This is a genomic window from Roseateles sp., from assembly GCF_047654785.1.
Classification (GTDB): domain Bacteria; phylum Pseudomonadota; class Gammaproteobacteria; order Burkholderiales; family Burkholderiaceae_C; genus Pelomonas.
This window is the reverse complement of sequence record NZ_JASGKQ010000003.1, coordinates 1,476,728-1,495,411: the sequence shown is the minus strand read 5'-3', so window position 1 is coordinate 1,495,411 and position 18,684 is coordinate 1,476,728. Positions and strand designations below refer to the sequence as shown.

At 69.1% G+C, this 18,684-nt stretch carries 15 protein-coding genes; 13 read left to right on the top strand and 2 right to left on the bottom strand.

Annotated features, from left to right (window positions below; translation table 11 throughout):
- Positions 1-2 precede the first annotated feature (2 nt).
- From nuoF to QM788_RS15745, 13 genes are all read left to right on the top strand, one after another.
- Entirely contained in the window at positions 3-1,343 is a 1,341-nt protein-coding gene (gene nuoF / locus QM788_RS15805; RefSeq protein ID WP_415662418.1) for an NADH-quinone oxidoreductase subunit NuoF, read from the top strand.
- A 22-nt stretch (positions 1,344-1,365) separates the two neighbouring features.
- Entirely contained in the window at positions 1,366-3,672 is a 2,307-nt protein-coding gene (gene nuoG / locus QM788_RS15800; protein WP_415662417.1) for an NADH-quinone oxidoreductase subunit NuoG, read from the top strand.
- A gap of 14 nt (positions 3,673-3,686) precedes the next feature.
- Complete coding sequence (nuoH, locus tag QM788_RS15795; RefSeq protein ID WP_415662416.1) at positions 3,687-4,784, top strand: NADH-quinone oxidoreductase subunit NuoH; 1,098 nt, start codon at positions 3,687-3,689, stop codon at positions 4,782-4,784.
- Positions 4,785-4,794: 10 nt separating this feature from the next.
- On the top strand, positions 4,795-5,283 hold the full coding sequence (gene nuoI, locus QM788_RS15790; RefSeq protein WP_415662415.1) for an NADH-quinone oxidoreductase subunit NuoI: 489 nt from the start codon (positions 4,795-4,797) through the stop codon (positions 5,281-5,283).
- A gap of 53 nt (positions 5,284-5,336) precedes the next feature.
- Positions 5,337-5,993, top strand: a complete 657-nt coding sequence (locus QM788_RS15785) for an NADH-quinone oxidoreductase subunit J (protein ID WP_415662414.1) — start codon at positions 5,337-5,339, stop codon at positions 5,991-5,993.
- The gene (gene nuoK / locus QM788_RS15780) at positions 5,990-6,310 is read left to right on the top strand and encodes an NADH-quinone oxidoreductase subunit NuoK (protein WP_415662413.1); all 321 of its coding nucleotides are present in this window, start codon (positions 5,990-5,992) and stop codon (positions 6,308-6,310) included. Before QM788_RS15785 ends, nuoK begins: the two co-directional genes overlap by 4 nt.
- A 7-nt stretch (positions 6,311-6,317) precedes the next feature.
- Complete coding sequence (gene nuoL, locus QM788_RS15775) at positions 6,318-8,357, top strand: NADH-quinone oxidoreductase subunit L (protein ID WP_415662412.1); 2,040 nt, start codon at positions 6,318-6,320, stop codon at positions 8,355-8,357.
- Between the two features lie 20 nt (positions 8,358-8,377).
- The gene (locus tag QM788_RS15770; RefSeq protein WP_415662411.1) at positions 8,378-9,856 is read left to right on the top strand and encodes an NADH-quinone oxidoreductase subunit M; all 1,479 of its coding nucleotides are present in this window, start codon (positions 8,378-8,380) and stop codon (positions 9,854-9,856) included.
- A gap of 21 nt (positions 9,857-9,877) precedes the next feature.
- A complete protein-coding gene (nuoN, locus tag QM788_RS15765) occupies positions 9,878-11,359 on the top strand; it encodes an NADH-quinone oxidoreductase subunit NuoN (protein WP_415662410.1) in 1,482 nt (493 codons plus the stop codon).
- A 10-nt stretch (positions 11,360-11,369) separates the two neighbouring features.
- A complete protein-coding gene (locus QM788_RS15760) occupies positions 11,370-11,672 on the top strand; it encodes a DUF2818 family protein (RefSeq protein ID WP_415662409.1) in 303 nt (100 codons plus the stop codon).
- Positions 11,659-12,246, top strand: coding sequence for an NUDIX domain-containing protein (locus QM788_RS15755; protein WP_415662408.1), 588 nt, complete (start codon positions 11,659-11,661; stop codon positions 12,244-12,246). The genes QM788_RS15760 and QM788_RS15755 overlap by 14 nt, the downstream gene beginning before the upstream one ends.
- A gap of 285 nt (positions 12,247-12,531) precedes the next feature.
- On the top strand, positions 12,532-13,674 hold the full coding sequence (locus QM788_RS15750) for an efflux RND transporter periplasmic adaptor subunit (RefSeq protein ID WP_415662407.1): 1,143 nt from the start codon (positions 12,532-12,534) through the stop codon (positions 13,672-13,674).
- A gap of 1 nt (position 13,675) precedes the next feature.
- Positions 13,676-16,888: an efflux RND transporter permease subunit gene (locus QM788_RS15745; RefSeq protein ID WP_415662406.1), complete on the top strand. Its 3,213-nt coding sequence runs from the start codon at positions 13,676-13,678 to the stop codon at positions 16,886-16,888.
- Here QM788_RS15745 and QM788_RS15740 read toward each other — a convergent pair whose 3' ends face one another.
- Positions 16,889-18,292 (bottom strand): FAD-binding oxidoreductase, encoded by a 1,404-nt coding sequence (locus QM788_RS15740; RefSeq protein ID WP_415662405.1) that lies wholly within the window; start codon positions 18,290-18,292, stop codon positions 16,889-16,891. It abuts the gene before it with no gap.
- A complete protein-coding gene (locus QM788_RS15735; RefSeq protein ID WP_415662404.1) occupies positions 18,289-18,684 on the bottom strand; it encodes a DUF2069 domain-containing protein in 396 nt (131 codons plus the stop codon). The genes QM788_RS15740 and QM788_RS15735 overlap by 4 nt, the downstream gene beginning before the upstream one ends.

Here is an 18,684-nt window from a genome sequence, read left to right as displayed (position 1 = left end):
CGATGCTGGACCTCTCCAAATTCCAAAGCACCGGCGCCGAGACCTGCTTCCACGGCCGCCACATCAGCCCGCAGATCTATGCGGACCTGAACGGCAAGAACTGGTCCCTCAAGGACTACGAGGCCCGTGGCGGCTACGCGGCGCTGCGCAAGATCCTCGGCAAGGACGGCGGCGACGGGCTGACGCCCGACCAGGTCATCGCCGAGGTCAAGACCTCGTCGCTGCGCGGCCGCGGCGGCGCCGGCTTCCCGACCGGCCTGAAGTGGAGCTTCATGCCGCGCCAGTTCCCGGGCCAGAAGTACCTGGTCTGCAACTCCGACGAGGGCGAGCCCGGCACCTGCAAGGACCGCGAGATCCTGATGCACAACCCGCACCAGGTCATCGAGGGCATGGCGATCGCCGCCTACGCGATGGGCATCACGGTCGGCTACAACTACATCCACGGCGAGATCTTCGAGGTCTACGAACGCTTCGAGGCCGCGCTGGAAGAGGCGAGGGCGGCCGGCTACCTCGGCGACCGCATCATGGGCTCGGACTACAGCTTCCAGCTCCACGCCCATCACGGCTTCGGCGCCTACATCTGCGGCGAGGAAACGGCGCTGCTGGAATCGCTCGAAGGCAAGAAGGGCCAGCCGCGCTTCAAGCCGCCGTTCCCGGCCAGCTTCGGCCTGTACGGCAAGCCGACGACGATCAACAACACCGAGACCTTCGCGGCCGTGCCCTGGATCATCCGCAACGGCGGCCAGGCCTACCTGGAGATCGGCAAGCCCAACAACGGCGGCACCAAGCTGTTCTCGGTGTCGGGCGACGTCGAGAAGCCCGGCAACTTCGAGATCCCGCTGGGCACGCCGTTCTCGACGCTGCTGGAACTCGCCGGCGGCGTGCGCAAGGGCCGCAAGCTCAAGGCCGTGATCCCGGGCGGTTCGTCCGCGCCGGTGCTGCCGGCCGAGGTGATGATGCAGTGCACGATGGACTATGACGCCATCGCCAAGGCCGGCTCCATGCTGGGCTCGGGCGCCGTCATCGTCATCGACGACTCGCGCTGCATGGTGCAGAGCCTGCTGCGCCTGTCCTATTTCTACGCCCACGAGTCCTGCGGCCAGTGCACGCCCTGCCGCGAGGGCACGGGCTGGATGCACCGCGTGCTGGAGCGCATCTACCGCGGCGAGGGCCGGCCCGAGGACCTCGACCTGCTGAACTCGGTGGCCGACAACATCCAGGGCCGCACGATCTGCGCGCTGGGCGACGCGGCGGCCATGCCGGTGCGCGCCATGATCAAGCACTTCAAGCACGAGTTCGTGCACCTGATTGAACACAAGAAGCCCCTGGTGGCTCCGACCTGAGCTGTCCAAGGGAAACACCATCATGGTTGAAATCGAACTCGACGGTCAGAAGGTCTCGGTGCAGGAAGGCAGCATGGTCATGCATGCCGCCGAGAAGGCCGGCACCTACATCCCGCACTTCTGCTACCACAAGAAGCTGTCCATCGCGGCCAACTGCCGCATGTGCCTGGTGGACGTGGAGAAGGCGCCCAAGCCCATGCCCGCCTGCGCGACGCCGGTGACGCAGGGCATGATCGTCCGCACCAAGAGCGACAAGGCGGTCAAGGCGCAGCAGGGCGTCATGGAATTCCTGCTGATCAACCACCCGCTGGATTGCCCGATCTGCGACCAGGGCGGCGAATGCCAGTTGCAGGACCTGGCCGTGGGTTACGGCACCGGCAAGAGCCGCTACGTCGAAGAAAAGCGCGTCGTCTTCCACAAGAACGTGGGCCCGCTGATCTCGATGGAGGAGATGAGCCGCTGCATCCACTGCACCCGCTGCGTGCGCTTCGGCCAGGAGATCGCCGGCGTCATGGAGCTGGGCATGGCCCACCGCGGCGAGCACAGCGAGATCCAGACCTTCGTCGGCCGCACGGTGGACTCCGAGCTGTCCGGCAACATGATCGACATCTGCCCGGTCGGCGCGCTGACGAGCAAGCCCTTCCGCTACAGCGCCCGCACCTGGGAGCTGTCGCGCCGCAAGAGCATCAGCCCGCACGACTCGACCGGCGCCAACCTGGTCGTGCAGGTCAAGAACCACCAGGTGATGCGCGTCGTGCCGCTGGAAAATGAAGCGGTCAACGAATGCTGGATCGCCGACCGCGACCGCTTCAGCTACGAGGCGCTGAACAGCGACGCCCGGCTGACCGCGCCGATGATCAAGCAGGGCGGCGCCTGGAAGCAGGTCGACTGGACCACCGCGCTGGAATACGTCGCCAACGGTTTGAAGTCCATCAAGGCCGAGCATGGCGCGGCCGCCATCGGCGCGCTGGGCTCGGCCCACAGCACGGTGGAGGAACTGCACCTGCTCGGCGAGATCGTCCGCGGCCTGGGCAGCGACAACATCGACCACCGCCTGCGCCACAGCGACTTCGGCAATGCCGCGCCGGCCGGCCACGCCCGCTGGCTGGGCACCAGCATCGCCAGCCTGTCCGAACTGGACCGCGCGCTGGTCATCGGCGCCAACCTGCGCAAGGACCACCCGCTGTTCGCCGCCCGGCTGCGCCAGGCCGCGCGCCGCGGCGCCGCCGTCAGCCGCATCGGCATCGGCAACGACGACTGGCTGATGCCGCTGGCCGCGTCGGCCTCGGTCGCGCCTTCGGGCTGGGTGCAGGTGCTGGCCGACGTGGCCGCCGCGGTGGGCGAGGGCGCGCCGCTGGCGGGCACGGCGACCGACGAGGCCCGGGCCATCGCCGCCGGCCTGCTGTCCGGCAAGGCCAAGGCCCTGCTGCTCGGCAACGCCGCCGCCGAACACCCGCAAGCCGCCAGCCTGCTGGCGCTCGCGCAGTGGATCGCGCAGCAGACCGGCGCCAGCGTCGGCTACCTGACCGAAGCCGCCAACACCGTCGGCGCCCAGCTGGTGAAGGCGCAGCCGCAGGCCGGCGGCCTGGACGCCGGCCAGATGCTGGCCGGCACCGCGCTGAAGGCCGCGCTGCTGCTGAACACCGATCCGGTGCTGGACTCCGCCAACGCCGGGGCCGCCGCCCGCGCGCTGGACGCGGCCGAGATGGTCGTCGTGCTGAGCCCGTTCAAGAGCGGCATCGAATACGCCGACGTGCTGCTGCCCATCGCGCCGTTCACCGAGACCTCGGGCTCCTTCGTCAACGCCGAGGGCCGCCTGCAGAGCTTCGTCGGCGTCGTCAAGCCGCTGGCCGAGACGCGCCCGGGCTGGAAGGTGCTGCGCGTGCTGGGCAACCTGCTGGGCCTGCCGGGCTTCAACCAGGACAGCTCCGAGCAGGTGCGCGAACAGGCGCTGGGCGGCGACATCGCCGGCCGGCTGAACAACGCGACGGCCGCCGTGCCGCAGCTGGCCGCGCGCGGGGAGGGCGTCGAACGCTTCGGCAACCTGCCCATCTACGCGAGCGATGCGCTGGTGCGCAATGCCACGTCGCTGCAGCTGACGGCCGACGGCCGCGAAGCCGCCACGGCCGGTCTGCCCGCCGGCCTGTGGCAGCAACTGGCGCTGCAGGACGGCGATTTCGTCCGCATCTTGCAGGATGGCGGCGCTGCGCAACTGCCGGCCCGCCTCGAAGCCGGCCTGCCGGAAGGCGTCGTCCGCGTGCCGGCCGGCCTCGCACAAACCGCCGCGCTGGGTGCCGCCTTCGGCACGCTGAGCGTCAGCAAGGTCTGAGGGAGCCTGAACCCATGATCGACACCCTCTACCAGAATGGCGCCTCGCTGCTGGGCGCCGCGTGGCCCGTGGTCTGGAGCCTGCTGAAGATCATCGCGGTCGTCGCGCCGCTGATGATCTTCGTCGCCTACCTGACGCTGTGGGAGCGCAAGGCCATCGGCTGGTCGCAGATCCGCCCCGGCCCGAACCGCGTCGGCCCTTATGGCCTGCTGACGCCGATCGCCGACGCGGTCAAGCTGATCTTCAAGGAGATCATCAAGCCGACCGCCGCGAACAAGGGCCTGTTCTTCCTCGGCCCGATCATGACCATCATGCCGGCGCTGGCCGCCTGGGCCGTCGTGCCCTTCGGCCCGGACGCGGCGGTCGCCAACGTCAACGCCGGCCTGCTGTTCCTGATGGCGATCACGTCGCTGGAGGTCTACGGCGTCATCATCGCGGGCTGGGCGTCCAACTCGAAGTACGCCTTCCTCGGCGCGCTGCGCGCGTCGGCGCAGATGGTGTCCTACGAGATCGCGATGGGCTTCGCGCTGGTCGTCGTGCTGATGGTGACCGGCAGCCTGAACATGACCGCCGTCGTGCAGGTGCAGGAGAAGGGCCTGTTCGCGGACATGGGCCTGAACTTCCTGTCCTGGAACTGGCTGCCGCTGTTCCCGATCTTCATCGTCTACTTCATCTCGGGCCTGGCCGAAACCAACCGCCATCCGTTCGACGTGGTGGAGGGCGAATCGGAAATCGTCGCCGGCCACATGATCGAGTACTCGGGCATGTCGTTCGCGATGTTCTTCCTGGCCGAGTACGCCAACATGATCCTGGTGTCGGCGCTGGCCGTCGTCATGTTCCTGGGCGGCTGGAGCGCGCCGATCTCCTGGAGCCTGTTCGGCCTGGAGACGCCGGCCTTCATCCAGCACACGATGGCGTTCTGGAACTGGGCCTGGCTGTTCGGCAAGACCTTCGTCGTCGTCACCATGTTCCTGTGGGTGCGCGCCACGTTCCCGCGCTTCCGCTACGACCAGATCATGCGTCTGGGCTGGAAGATCTTCATTCCCATCACGCTGATCTGGCTGGTCGTTGTCGGTGCCTGGATGCAGACCCCGTTCAACATCTGGAAGTGAGGCGGCGACCATGACCACCATCACGAATTTCGCGAAGACCTTCTTCCTCTGGGAACTGCTCAAGGGGATGAAGCTGACCGGCCGGCACTTCCTGTCGCGCAACATCACGGTGCAGTTCCCCGAGGAGAAGACGCCGCTGTCGCCGCGCTTCCGCGGCCTGCATGCGCTGCGCCGCTACGAGAACGGCGAGGAGCGCTGCATCGCCTGCAAGCTCTGCGAGGCCGTCTGCCCGGCGATGGCCATCACCATCGAGAGCGACGTGCGCGCCGACGGCAGCCGCCGCACGACGCGCTACGACATCGACCTGACCAAGTGCATCTTCTGCGGCTTCTGCGAGGAAAGCTGCCCGGTGGACTCGATCGTCGAGACCAACATCTTCGAGTACCACGGCGAGAAGCGCGGCGACCTGTACTTCACCAAGGACATGCTGCTGGCCGTCGGCGACAAGTACGAGCCGCAGATCGCGGCGCAAAAGGAGGCGGACGCCAAGTACCGCTGACCGCTGGCCGGCCTCGCGGCCGCAGCGGTCCGGCGCAGCTGGCCTGGATACGTATGGACATCACGACCATCCTCTTCTACGTCTTCTCCGGCATCCTGCTGGTGAGTTCGTTCCGCGTCATCACGGCGCGCAGCACCGTGCACGCGGCGCTGTTCCTGATCCTGTCGTTCTTCACCGCATCGTGCATCTGGATGCTGCTGAAGGCCGAGTTCCTCGCGATCGCGCTGGTGCTGGTCTACATCGGCGCCGTCATGGTGCTGTTCCTGTTCGTCGTCATGATGCTGGACCTGAACTCGGACAGCCTGCGCGAGGGCTTCTGGAAGCACCTGCCGCTGGCGGCCATCGTCGGCGCGCTGATCGCGTTCGAGATGGGCATCGTGCTGATGGGCGGCTTCCAGCTCGCCGAGGCGCCGGCCGCGACGCCCGAGCAGCTCCAGCTCGGCAACACCAAGCTGCTGGGCATCGAGATCTACACGAACTACCTCTACCCGCTGCAGATCGCCGCCGTGCTGCTGCTGGTCGCCATCGTCGCCGCCATCGCGCTGACGCTGCGCCGCCGCAAGGATTCGCGCGCGATGGACCCGTCCGAGCAGGTCAAGGTCACCAAGGCCGACCGGCTGCGCATCGTCAAGATGGCGCCGACCGTCGCCGCACCGGCCGCTGCTGCCGCAGCGCCGGCGGCCGCACCCACCGAAGGAGGCCAGGCATGACCGGCGCCGCTGGATTGACCCTGGGACATTTCCTGACGCTGGGCGCGATGCTGTTCGCGCTGTCGGTGATCGGCATCTTCCTGAACCGCAAGAACCTGATCGTGCTGTTGATGGCCATCGAGCTGATGCTGCTGGCGGTCAACATGAACTTCGTCGCTTTCTCGCACTACCTGGGCGACATGGCGGGCCAGGTCTTCGTGTTCTTCATCCTGACCGTCGCGGCGGCCGAGTCGGCCATCGGCCTGGCCATCCTGGTCGTGCTGTTCCGCAACCGCGCCAGCATCAACGTCGAAGAGCTCGACGCGCTGAAGGGATAAGCACCAGATGTCTGCACAACTCTCCCTAAACACCCTGCTGGCGGTGCCGCTGGCGCCGCTGGTGGGCGCGGTCGTCGCCGGCTTCTTCGGCAAGGCGGTGGGCCGCCGCGGCGCGCACGTCGTCACCATCCTCGGCGTGCTGGTCGCCTTCATCCTGTCGGCGCAGACGCTCTACAGCGTCGCCGTCGACGGCGCGCGCTTCAACGAGACCGTCTACGAATGGATGGTGCTCGGCCCGCTGAAGATGGAGGTCGGCTTCCTGATCGACGGCCTGACCGCGATGATGATGGTGGTCGTGACCTTCGTGTCGCTGATGGTCCACATCTACACCATCGGCTACATGGAGGAGGACGACGGCTACCAGCGCTTCTTCTCCTATATCTCGCTGTTCACGTTCAGCATGCTGATGCTGGTCATGAGCAACAACATGCTGCAGCTGTTCTTCGGCTGGGAGGCCGTGGGCCTGGTGTCCTACCTGCTGATCGGCTTCTGGTACAAGAAGCCGACGGCCATCTTCGCCAACATGAAGGCCTTCCTGGTCAACCGGGTCGGCGACTTCGGCTTCATCCTCGGCATCGGCCTGCTGGTGGCCTTCGGCGGCTCGCTGAACTACACCGAGACCTTCGCCAAGGCGGATTTGCTGTCCAAGATGGTCTTCCCGGGCACCGACTGGATGCTGCTGACCGTCGCCTGCATCTGCCTGTTCATCGGCGCGATGGGCAAGTCGGCGCAGTTCCCGCTGCACGTCTGGCTGCCGGACTCCATGGAGGGCCCGACGCCCATCTCGGCGCTGATCCACGCGGCGACCATGGTGACGGCCGGCATCTTCATGGTGGCGCGCTTCTCGCCGCTGTTCGAGCTGACCGACACGGCGCTGAACTTCGTGATGGTGATCGGTTCGATCACGGCGCTGTTCATGGGCTTCCTGGGCATCATCCAGAACGACATCAAGCGCGTCGTCGCGTACTCCACGCTGTCCCAGCTGGGCTACATGACCGTCGCGCTGGGCGCCTCGGCCTACTCGGTCGCCGTGTTCCACCTGATGACGCACGCGTTCTTCAAGGCGCTGCTGTTCCTCGGTGCGGGCTCCGTCATCATCGGCATGCACCACGACCAGGACATCCGCAACATGGGCGGCCTGCGCAAGTACATGCCCATCACCTGGATCACGTCGCTGCTGGGCTCGCTGGCGCTGATCGGCACGCCGCTGTTCTCGGGCTTCTACTCGAAGGACTCGATCATCGAGGCCGTGCATGCCAGCCAGCTGCCGGCTTCGGGCTTCGCCTATTTCGCCGTCATCGCCGGCGTGTTCGTGACGGCCTTCTACTCGTTCCGGATGTACTTCCTGGTCTTCCACGGCAAGGAGCACTTCCACCACAAACCCTTCCCCGGCGAGCATGACCACCATGACGACCACGGCGACGGCCATGCGCACACGCCGCATGAGTCGCCCGCCGTCGTCTGGGTGCCGCTGGTGCTGCTGGCCATCCCGTCGGTCGTCATCGGCTTCCTGGCCATCCAGCCCATGCTGTACGGCGACTTCCTGAAGGACGCCATCACCGTCAACACCGCCGCCCACCCGGCGATGGCCGAGCTGGCGCACCACTTCCACGGCGCCGCCGCGATGGCGCTGCACGGCCTGCAGACGCTGCCGTTCTGGCTCGCGCTGGCCGGCGTGGTCACCGCCTATGTGTTCTACCTGGTCGCGCCCGCCATCCCGGCCACCTTCGCCCGCGTGCTGCGCCCGCTGATCGTCGTCATGGAGAACAAGTACTTCATGGACTGGATCAACGAGAACATCCTGGCCCGCGGCGCCCGGGCGCTGGGCACGGGCCTGTGGAAGGGCGGCGACGGCCTGCTGATCGACGGCCTCGTCATCAACGGTTCGGCCCGCGCCGTCGGCGGCATCGCCGGCCTGGTGCGCCGCGTCCAGACCGGCCACCTGTACTGGTACGCGCTGGTCATGATCCTCGGCGTCATGGGGCTGATGACCTGGCAGCTCTGGCCCTATATCGAGCCCCAGTTCAAGTCCCTCATCGGCGGCTGAACGCGAGGCGGAGAACAAGAATGTTGCTGAGTCTTGCGATTTTCCTGCCCATCGTCTGCGGCGCGCTGCTGCTGGCGGTCGGGCGTGACGAACAGGCCCATGCCGTGCGCTGGCTGGCGCTGGTGGCGGCGGTGGCGAGCTTCCTCGTCACCATCCCGGTGATCACCGGCTTCGACACCGGCACGGCGGCGATGCAGTTCGTCGAGAACCATGCCTGGATCGAGCGGTTCAACATCCGCTACCACCTGGGCGTGGACGGCATCTCGATGTGGTTCGTGCCGCTGACGGCCTTCATCACCGTCATCGTCGTCATCGCCGCCTGGGAAGTGGTGGAGCAGCGCGTGCACCAGTACATGGGCGCGTTCCTGATCCTGTCGGGCCTGATGGTCGGCGTGTTCGCCGCGCTGGACGGCATGCTGTTCTACGTGTTCTTCGAGGCCACGCTGATCCCGATGTACATCATCATCGGCGTCTGGGGCGGCCCGAACCGCGTCTACGCGGCCTTCAAGTTCTTCCTGTACACGCTGGCCGGCTCGCTGCTGATGCTGGTGGCGCTGCTCTACCTGTACTCGCAGGTGCCCGGCGGCAGCTTCGACATCCAGACCTGGCACGAGCTGCCGCTGTCCGGCACCGCGCAGACCTGGCTGTTCTTCGCCTTCCTGGCCGCGTTCTCGGTCAAGGTGCCGATGTGGCCGGTGCACACCTGGCTGCCGGACGCCCACGTCGAGGCGCCCACCGGCGGCTCCGTCGTGCTGGCGGCCATCATGCTGAAGCTGGGCTGCTACGGCTTCCTGCGCTTCTCGCTGCCGATCGCGCCGGACGCCGCGCGCGAATGGTCCTGGCTCATCATCACGATGTCGCTGATCGCCGTCGTCTACATCGGCCTGGTCGCGCTGGTGCAGAAGGACATGAAGAAGCTGGTGGCCTACTCGTCCATCGCGCACATGGGCTTCGTCACGCTGGGCTTCTTCATCTTCAACGAGCTGGGCGTGGCCGGCGGCCTGGTGCAGATGATCGCCCACGGCTTCGTGTCGGGCGCGATGTTCCTGTGCATCGGCGTGCTCTACGACCGCGTGCACTCGCGCGAGATCGCGTCCTATGGCGGCGTGGTCAACACCATGCCCAAGTTCGCCGCCTTCGCCGTGTTCTTCGGCATGGCCAACTGCGGCCTGCCGGCCACGGCCGGCTTCGTCGGCGAATGGATGGTCATCCTCGGCACCGTCAACCACAACTTCTGGCTGGGCGGCGTGGCCGCCACGGCGCTGATCTTCGGCGCCGCCTACACGCTGTGGATGGTCAAGCGCGTCTACTTCGGCGACATCGCCAACGACGACGTGCGCGCGCTGACCGACATCAACACGCGCGAATTCGTGATGCTCGCCATCCTGGCCGTCGCCACGCTGTACATGGGCCTGTATCCCAAGCCCTTCACCGACGTGATGCACCACTCGGTCACCGAGCTGCTCCGCCACGTGGCGCTCAGCAAGATCCCGGCCTGATTCCGAGCAGAGGCAAGAACAATGAACGACATGAACTGGCTCGCGGTCTACCCGGAAATCCTGCTGCTCGCGATGAGCTGCGTGGTCGCGCTCGCGGACCTGTGGGTCACCGACGAGCAACGCCGCCCGACCTACTGGCTGACGCAGCTGACGCTGCTGGTCGTCGCGGGCGTCCACTTCAGCCGCTTCGACGCCGGGCTGACCCACTACGCGATGCAGGGCATGGTGGTCGCCGACCCCATGGGCCACCTGCTGGCCGGTTTCGCCAGCCTGGCCACGCTGGTCGCGCTGGTCTATGCACGCCCCTACGCGGCGTCGCGCGAGATGCTGAAGGGCGAACTCTTCATCCTCAGCCTGTTCGCGCTGCTGGGCATCAACGTGATGCTGTCGGCCAACAACTTCCTGGTCATCTACCTCGGCCTGGAGCTGATGAGCCTGTCGCTGTACGCGCTGGTGGCGCTGCGCCGCGACCATGCCGTGGCGACGGAAGCCGCGATGAAGTACTTCGTGCTCGGCGCGCTGGCCAGCGGCTTCCTGCTGTACGGCCTGTCGATGATGTACGGTGCCACCGGCTCGCTGGCGCTGCCCGATGTTTTCGACGTCATCGCCAAGGGCATCCCCAACGCGTCCGTGCTGGTCTTCGGCGTGGTGTTCGTCGTGGCCGGCCTCGCGTTCAAGCTCGGCGCCGCGCCCTTCCACATGTGGGTGCCCGACGTCTACCAGGGCGCGCCCACGGCCGTCACGCTGCTGATCGGCGCGGCGCCCAAGCTGGCCGCCTTCGCCATCACCGTGCGCCTGCTGGTGGAAGGCATGGCCGGCCTGGCCGTGGACTGGCAGCAGATGCTGATCGTGCTGTCCGTCGTGTCGCTGCTGGTGGGCAACCTGGCCGCCATCGCGCAGACCAACCTCAAGCGCATGCTGGCCTACTCCACGATCGCCAACATGGGCTTCATGCTGCTGGGCATGGCCTCCGGCGTCGTCAACGACAGCGCCCAGTGGGGCATCAACGCCTACAGCGCCGCGATGTTCTACGCCGTCACCTACGTGCTGACGACGCTGGGCACCTTCGGCATGGTCATCCTGCTGTCGCGCCAGGGCCATGAGGCCGAGGAGATCAAGGACCTGGCCGGCCTGGCCAAGCGCAGCCCCTGGTTCGCGCTGGTGATGACTCTGTTCATGTTCTCGCTGGCCGGCGTGCCGCCGACGGTGGGCTTCTACGCCAAGCTGGCCGTGCTGCAGGCGCTGGTGGTCAACGGCCATCCCTTCTACCTGGGCCTGGCGGTGTTCGCGGTGGTCGCGTCGCTGGTGGGTGCCTTCTACTACCTGCGGGTCGTCAAGGTCATGTTCTTCGACGCGCCGGCCGACACCGCGCCGCTCGCCGCCCCCGGCGACGTGCGGCTGGTCATGTCGCTGAACGGCGCGGCCGTGCTGGTCCTGGGCCTGATGCCCGGCGGCCTGCTGGAGCTGTGCAAGATCGCCATCCGCCAGGCGCTGACCACCTGAGGCCCGCCCCGTGGACCCGTCCGCCGCCGTCTGGCTGGTCCTGGCCGTCGCCGTCGTCGCGGCCAACCTGCCTTACCTGAATGAGCGCCTGCTGTTCGTCGGCCCGCGCCGCGCGCCCAAGGCGGCGGGGTGGCGGCTGCTGGAGCTGGCGCTGATGGCGGTGCTGACCTTCGCGGTCGGCTCGCTGCTGGAGGCCGGCATCGGCCAGCGCCATGCCCAGGGCTGGGAGTTCTACGCGGCGGCCGCCTGTCTCTTCATCACGCTGGGGTTCCCGGGCTTCGTCTGGAGGTATCTGCGCCGTGGCCGAGGCTGACGATTCCCACCTCGTCGAGCGCCTGCTCGACAGCCAGCAGGCCTACCGTGGCCATTTCCTGGACGTGCGCCGCGACCGCGTCGCGCTGCCGGACGGCAAGACCGCCCACCGCGAGTACATCCGCCATCCCGGCGCCGTGATGGTCGTGCCGCTGCTGGACGACGGCCGGCTGCTGATGGAGCGCCAGTACCGCCACCCGATGGCGCGCGTGATGCTGGAGTTCCCGGCCGGCAAGCTCGACGCCGGCGAGGCGCCGCTGGCCTGCGGCCAGCGCGAGCTGCTGGAGGAGACGGGCTACCGCGCCGCCGAATGGGCCTGCGCCGGCGTGCTGCACAACGCCATCGCCTACTCCGACGAAGGCATCCACATCTTCTTCGCGCGCGGCCTCTCGCGCGGCGCGCAGCGGCTGGACGAGGGCGAGTTCCTCGAACTGGTCACGCACAGCGCCGACGAGCTCGACGCACTGGCGTGGCGCGGCGAGCTGACCGACGCCAAGACGCTGATCGGCCTGCTCTGGCTGCAGCGCTGGCGGCAGGGCGCCTGGCCGCTGGACTGGGTGCCGGCGCCCCGCTGAGGCCCCCCGCCCGGGCCGCCGAATCCGCGCTCCGTCGCCCCGCCGGCGCGCCCGTCGCGCCAAACGCGCGCTTCACCCGCGCCAACTGCAGTCCGTCGCACGACTTCCGGCATGCCGGGGTGGCGTCGTTATGCTTGCCGCCGCTGTGTCATGTGGTGCACGGACATGACAGCGAAGGCGCGGCCACGAGGCCGCGTACCCGGCCGGGCGCTGACGCGACCGGCTCCCCGAATTCCCCCGGCCACAACCAAGAACGAATCCAGGATGACCCACCGTCCCACCCCGTTGCCTGCGACCGCGCGCGGTCTGCTGACGCTCGCCGCCGCCGCGGCGCTGCTGGCCCTCGCGGCCTGCAAGAAGCCCGGCGACGACGCCAGCGCGGCCAAGCCGCCGCCGGCGCTGCAGCTGCGTGTCGAGGACCGGCTCGTGATGGGCCAGAGCGCGCACAGCAGCGGGCCGCTGATCACCGGCGCCGTGCAGCCGGAGCGCCGCGCCGACCTGCGCGCCGAGGTCTCGGCCATCGTCCAGCAGGTGTTCAAGGAGAACGGCGAGCCGGTGCGCCGGGGCGACCTGCTGGTGCGCCTGGACGCCACCGCCATCCGCGACAGCCTCGTGTCCGCGCAGGAAGCCGCCCGCGCCGCCGCCGAGGCCTTCGAGCAGGCCGACCGCCAGTTCCAGCGCCAGAAGCAGCTGCAGGCGCAGGGCATGGTCTCCCTGCAGGCGCTGGAGGACGCGCAGAACCGCCGCACCGCCGCGATGAGCGAGCGTGTCGCGGCCGATGCCCGCCTCGTGGCCGCGCGCCAGCAGGTCGGCCGCACCGAAGTGCGCGCGCCGTTCGACGGCGTCGTCAGCGAGCGCCAGGTGTCGTCCGGCGACACGGCCCAGGTCGGCAAGGCGCTGCTGAAGGTCATCGACCCGGGCAGCATGCGTTTCGAGGGCTATGTCTCCGCGGACCGCCGCGCCGAGCTGAAGGTCGGCCAGCCGGTGGACCTGCGCATCAACGGCGCGGCCAACCCCGAGGTGGAGGGGCGCATCCGCCGCATCGACGTCGCGGCCGACCCGGTCACGCGCCAGGTCGCGCTGCTGGTGGACTTCGTCGACCCGCGGCAGGCCGCGGTCGCCGGCCTGTACGGCGAGGGCCATGTGCGCACGACGACGGTGGCCGCGCTGATGCTGGGCGAGGCCGACATGCAGCGCGACGGCGACCGCACGTTCGCGTGGATCGCCAAGGACGGCAAGCTGCATCGCCAGCCCATCGTGCTGGGCGAACGCGACCAGCGCAGCGGCGAGTTCGTCGTGAAGAGCGGCCTGGCCGTGGGCGACGTGGTCATCCGCAACCCCAGCCGCACGCTGGTCGAGGGCACGCCGGTGCAGTCCGCCGGCGCGCCGGCCACGCCTGCCGCCGCGTCGGCCAGCACGGGAGGCTGAGGTGCTGATCTCCGATTTCGCCATCAAGAAGCCGATCGCCACCATCGTCTGCATCATCGGCATCATGGCGCTGGGGTTGCTGGCGCTGTCCAAGCTCAAGGTCAACCAGAACCCCGACGTCGACATCCCCATCCTCGTCGTCAGCATCCCCTACCCGGGCGCCTCGCCCGAGACCAGCGAGCGGGAGATCGTCAACCGCGTCGAGCGGCCGCTGCTGGCCGTGCCGGGCGTCACCGAGGTGCGCTCCACCGCGGGCGAGGGCCAGGCCACCTTCGTGCTGCAGTTCGACTTCAAGAAGAACCTCATCGAGGCCGCCGACGACGTGCGCAACGCGATCGCGTCGGTGCGCTACAACCTGCCGCAGGAGATGCGCGAGCCCATCCTGCAGCGCGTCGACCCGTCGGCGCAGCCGGTCATGCAGGTGTCGCTGGAGTCGCCGACGCTGACGCACGCCGAGCTGTCGCGCATCGCCGAGGACCAGCTCGCCGACAAGTTCCGCGCCGTCCCCGGCGTCGGCAAGGTGGACGTGTACGGCGCGCTGAACCGCGAGCTGTCGGTGCTGCTGTCGGGCCAGAAGCTGCGCGAGTTCAACGTGTCGGTCACCGACGTCGTCAACGCGCTGCGCAACCAGAACATGTCGGCCCCGGTCGGCAAGGTGCGCGGCGAGTACGAGGACCAGAGCATCCGCCTGATCGGCCGCATCGCCTCCCCGGCGGACTTCGACCGCATCGTCGTCAAGCGCAGCGGCAGCGAGCTGGTGCGGCTGGGCCAGGTCGCGTCCATCGAGGACGGTTTCGCCGAGCGCACCACGCTCTCCGTGCGCAACGGCAAGAACAACGTGGGCCTGTCCATCACGCGCTCCCGCGAGGCCTCGACGGTCTCGGTGGCCAAGGAGGTGCGCAAGATCGTCGAGGAGAGCAACAAGACGCTGCCCGGCGGCGCCAAGCTCGAGATCACGCAGGACGGCGGCAAGGACGCGCAGGACAGCCTGAACAACGTCATCCACGCGCTGGTGTTCGGCGCCGGCCTGACCATCTTCGTGGTCTACGCCTTCCTGAACTCCTGGCGCTCGACGCTGATCACGGCCACCTCGCTGCCCACCTCGGTCATCGCCGCCTTCATCGCCGTGTGGCTGTTCGGCTTCTCGCTGAACTTCATGAGCCTGCTGGGGCTGTCGCTGGCGATCGGCGTGCTGATCGACGACGCCATCGTCGTGCGCGAGAACATCGTGCGCCACATGGAGCGCGGCGCCGACCGGCGCACCGCGGCCTTCAAGGGCACGGCCGAGATCGGCCTGGCCGTCGCGGCGACCACCTTCTCCATCGTCGCGGTGTTCGTGCCGGTGGCCTTCATCTCCGGCGTGGCCGGCGAGTGGTTCCGGCCGTTCGCGCTGACGGTCGTGGCCTCGGTGCTGGTCAGCCTGCTGGTGTCGTTCACGCTGGACCCGATGCTGTCCGCCTTCTGGGGCGACCCGCCGGGCCACCACGAGGCGCCCAAGACCGGCCTGTCCAAGCTGCTGCAACGCTTCAACGTCTGGTTCGACCACCAGGCCGACCGCTACGGCCGCGTCATCGCCTGGGCGCTGCGCCACCGGCGCTGGATGGCGGGCATCGCGTTCGCCAGCTTCGTGGCCGCCATCGGCCTGCAGCAGACGCTGGGCGGCAGCAGCTTCCTGCCCAGCTCCGACTTCGGCACCATCGCGGTCGACATCCGCACGCCGCCCAGCGCCAGCCTGGAGTACTCGCGCCGCAAGCTCGCCGCCGCGGCCGACATCGCCCGGCAGCTGCCCGAGACCAAGGCCACCGACAGCTTCGTGCAGACCACCGGCGGCAAGCTCTACATCGACATCGGCAAGAGCACCGAGCGGGCGCGCGGCGCCCAGCAGATCGGCGCGGACCTGCGCGAGCGGCTGAAGGTGCTGGCCGGCGCCGAGTACGTCGTGCTCGACGACCTGAACAACGGCGCGCAGAAGCCGGTGCAGATCCGCTTCTACGGCACGGACACGCGCCAGCTGATGGCGATGACCGAGGACTTCATGGAGCGGCTGCGCAAGGTGCCGGGCGCGGTGGACGTGGGCCTGTCGCAGCAGGACACGCAGGACGAGCTGCAGATCGAGATGCACCGGGGCCTGGCCAACGCGATGGGCATCTCGGTGGGCGACGCCGCCAACGCGCTGCGCGTGGCGTTCGCCGGCATCCAGGTCGGCGACTGGGTGGACCCGACCGGCCAGACCCGCGACGTGTCCGTGCGCCTGCAGCGCGCCGACCGCGTGGACGCGACCAACATCGAGCGCCTGCCGATCGCCGTGTCCGGCACCGGCACCATGGTGCCGCTGGAACAGATCGCCACCGTCACCACCGGCAAGGGCCCGGCCACCATCCAGCACGTGGACGGCAAGCGCGTCGTCACCGTGTCGGCCAACGCGCAGGGCCGCTCGTCGGGCGAGGTCTCGGCCGACGCGCTGAAGCTGGCCCAGGGCATGACCTTCCCGCCGGGCTATGGCATCAAGCTGGCCGGCGCGTCCAAGGACCAGCAGGAGGTGTTCGGCGCCATGGGCATCGCGCTGGCATCCGGCATCGGCCTGATGTACCTGATCCTGGTCATCCAGTTCAACAGCTTCACCGCGCCGCTGGGCGTCATGCTGTCGCAGCCGCTGTCGCTGATCGGCGTGGTCGTCGCGCTGCTGCTGACCAAGGGCACGCTGAACCTGATGAGCTTCATCGGCATCATCATGCTGGCCGGCCTGGTGGCCAAGAACGCCATCCTGCTGCTGGACGCCGCGCGCCAGGAGGAGGCCAAGGGCGTGCCGCGCGAGGAGGCGCTGATGCACGCGGGCCGCCAGCGCTTCCGGCCCATCCTGATGACCACCTTCGCGCTGATCGCCGGCATGCTGCCGGTGGCCATCGGCATCGGCGAGGGCGGCGAGTTCTACCGCCCGATGGCCGTGGCCATCATCGGCGGCACGATCACGTCCACCTTCCTGACGCTGCTGATGGTGCCGAGCTTCTACGACAGCATCGAGATCATGCGCGACCACCTCGGCCAGAAGTTCGAGCGCCGCGCCGCGCGCTGGGGCGCCTTCGCGGCGGGCCTGCTGTGCTTCCTGGAGGTGCTGGCCTTCCTGACGCTGCTGCGCTTCGTGTTCCGGCTGCTGCGCGGCGCCTGGCGCTGGGCCCGCCGCGGGCGGGCGGCGGTGCCGGCCCGCGCCGGCTGATCACAGCAGCCGGCCCGGATTCAGCAGGCCCTGGGGATCCAGGGCCTGTTTGATGCGCCGCATCAGCGCGAGCGCGACTGGATCCTTGCGGCGGCCGAGCTCCTCGCGCTTGAGCCGGCCGATGCCGTGCTCGGCCGAGATCGAGCCGCCGCGCCGGCACACGGCGTCGTACACCTTCTCGTTGATCGCCGCCTCGTGCGCGGCCAGGAACGCGGCCGGCGCGACGCCGGGCGGCGCCTGCACGTTGTAGTGCAGGTTGCCGTCGCCCAGGTGGCCGAAGTCGATGACCTCGATGCCGGGCAGCCAGGCGGCCAGCGCCGCGTCCATCTCGGCGACGAAGCCGGGCAGGGCCGAGACGGGCAGCGAGATGTCGTGCTTGATGTTCAGCCCCGCCTGCGCCTGCGCCAGCGGGATGGACTCGCGCAGGTGCCAGAAGGCCCGGGCCTGCTGCAGGTTCTGCGCGACGGCGGCGTCCTGCACGATGCCGCGCTCGAAGGCCGCCTCCAGCAGCCCCTCGAACACGCCGCGCGCATGTTCGGCGCTCTCGGCGTCGGACAGCTCCAGCAGCACCGTCCACGCGGCGGCCGGCAGCGGCTGGTGCAGCTGCGGCAGCTCGCGCGCCAGCAGCGCCAGCGACGCGCGGTTCATCACCTCGAAGCCGGTCAGCGCATCGCCCGCGCGCTCGCGCGCCCGGCCCAGCAACGCCACCGCATCGTCCAGTGTGCTGCAGGCGGCCAGCGCCGTCAGTCGCTCCCAGGGCTGGGGGTGGAGCTTCATCGTCGCCGCGGTGATGACGCCCAGCGTGCCCTCGCTGCCGATGAACAGGTCGCGCAGGTCGTAGCCGGTGTTGTCCTTGCGCAGCCCGGAGAGGCCGTGCCAGACCTCGCCCGCCGCGGTCACCACCTCCAGCCCCAGGCACAGCTCGCGCGCATTGCCGTAGCGCAGCACCTGCGTGCCGCCGGCATTGGTCGCCAGGTTGCCGCCCAGCGTGCACGAGCCCTCGGCGGCCAGGCTGAGCGGGAACAGCAGGCCCGCGCCGGCCGCGGCGGCCTGCACGTCCGCCAGCACGCAGCCGGCCTCGGCGGTCAGGCTGGCGTTGGCCACGTCGATGCAGCGCACCCGCTTCATGCGCGCGAGGCTGAGCACCAGCTGCCGGCCGCTGTCGTCCGGTGTCGAGCCGCCCACCAGGCCGGTGTTGCCGCCCTGAGGCACGACGGCGACCCGGTGCGCCTGGCAGAGCCGCAGCACCTCGGCCACCTCTTCGGTGGACGCCGGCCGCGCCACCGCCAGCGCGCGGCCGGCGTAGCGCCGGCGCCAGTCGCGCTCGTAGGCCGACAGGTCGCCGCCGGCCAGCAGCCCGGCCTCGCCGAGCCGCGACCGCAGCGCGTCGAGCAGGCCGTTCATGGCTGGGCCGCCGCGGCCGCCTTCGCCGCCGCCAGCCGCTGGCGGATCTGCGCGGTGCAGGCCGTGAACGCCAGCACGCCCAGCGCCACCTCGCCCAGCGCCAGCCACCGGCCCGGGCCGGCCTCGCTGGTGCCGCGCACCAGGCCCTCCAGCACGTACAGCCAGATGAACAAGGCCACCCAGCGGTAGGTGTAGAGGCGGTAGCGCCACAGGCCCACGGGCGCGGCCAGCAGCGGCAGCGCCTTCAGCGCCAGCGTGCCGCGGCCGGTGGGCGCCAGCCACAGCTCCCAGGCCAGGCAGAGCGCGATCAGCGCGGCCACGCTGGTCACGGCGAGCTGGCGCGACAGGCGTTCGCCGTCGCTGGGTCGGGTTCGTTCGGGGGCAGATGACAT